Consider the following 1,296-nt stretch of genomic DNA (forward strand, 5'->3'; position numbering starts at 1 on the left):
CACAGTGAACGCGAGCATCTGTGGCCAAGTTTTTAAGGGCGCACGGTGGATGCCTTGGCACCAGGAACCGATGAAGGACGTGGGAGGCCGCGATAGGCCCCGGGGAGCTGTCAACCGAGCTGTGATCCGGGGGTGTCCGAATGGGGAAACCCGGCAGTCGTCATGGGCTGTCACCCATACCTGAACACATAGGGTATGTGGAGGGAACGCGGGGAAGTGAAACATCTCAGTACCCGCAGGAAGAGAAAACAACCGTGATTCCGGGAGTAGTGGCGAGCGAAACTGGATGAGGCCAAACCGTATGTGTGTGATACCCGGCAGGGGTTGCGCATGCGGGGTTGTGGGATCTCTCTTCTGTCGTCTGCCGGCGGCAGGGCGAGTCAGAAACCGTATGGGTAGGCGAAGGGCATGCGAAAGGCCCGGCGTAGAGGGTAAGACCCCCGTAGCTGAAACATTGACGGCTTGCTTGAGAGACACCCAAGTAGCACGGGGCCCGAGAAATCCCGTGTGAATCTGGCGGGACCACCCGTTAAGCCTAAATATTCCCTGGTGACCGATAGCGGATAGTACCGTGAGGGAATGGTGAAAAGTACCGCGGGAGCGGAGTGAAATAGTACCTGAAACCGTGTGCCTACAAGCCGTGGGAGCGTCGCCATGTTCTTTGGAGCATGGTCGTGACTGCGTGCCTTTTGAAGAATGAGCCTGCGAGTTTGCGGTGTGTTGCGAGGTTAACCCGTGTGGGGGAGCCGTAGCGAAAGCGAGTCCGAATAGGGCGGTTTGAGTAGCACGCTCAAGACCCGAAGCGGAGTGATCTAGCCATGGGCAGGTTGAAGCGCGGGTAAGACCGTGTGGAGGACCGAACCCACCAGGGTTGAAAACCTGGGGGATGACCTGTGGTTAGGGGTGAAAGGCCAATCAAACTCCGTGATAGCTGGTTCTCCCCGAAATGCATTTAGGTGCAGCGTCGTGTGTTTCTTGCCGGAGGTAGAGCACTGGATAGGCGATGGGCCCTACCGGGTTACTGACCTTAGCCAAACTCCGAATGCCGGTAAGTGAGAGCGCGGCAGTGAGACTGTGGGGGATAAGCTCCATGGTCGAGAGGGAAACAGCCCAGAGCATCGACTAAGGCCCCTAAGCGTACGCTAAGTGGGAAAGGATGTGGAGTCGCAGAGACAACCAGGAGGTTGGCTTAGAAGCAGCCACCCTTGAAAGAGTGCGTAATAGCTCACTGGTCAAGTGATTCCGCGCCGATAATGTAGCGGGGCTCAAGCGTACCGCCGAAGTCGTGTCAATCCA

At 57.4% G+C, this 1,296-nt stretch carries 1 rRNA gene; it reads left to right on the forward strand.

What is annotated here, in order from left to right:
* Window positions 1-22: 22 nt before the first annotated feature.
* Window positions 23-1,296: ribosomal RNA gene (locus ACMA1D_RS31915) — 23S ribosomal RNA — on the forward strand; the annotation flags it as partial.

The organism is Streptomyces sp. 796.1 (genome assembly GCF_047525675.1).
Classification (GTDB): Bacteria; Actinomycetota; Actinomycetes; order Streptomycetales; family Streptomycetaceae; genus Streptomyces.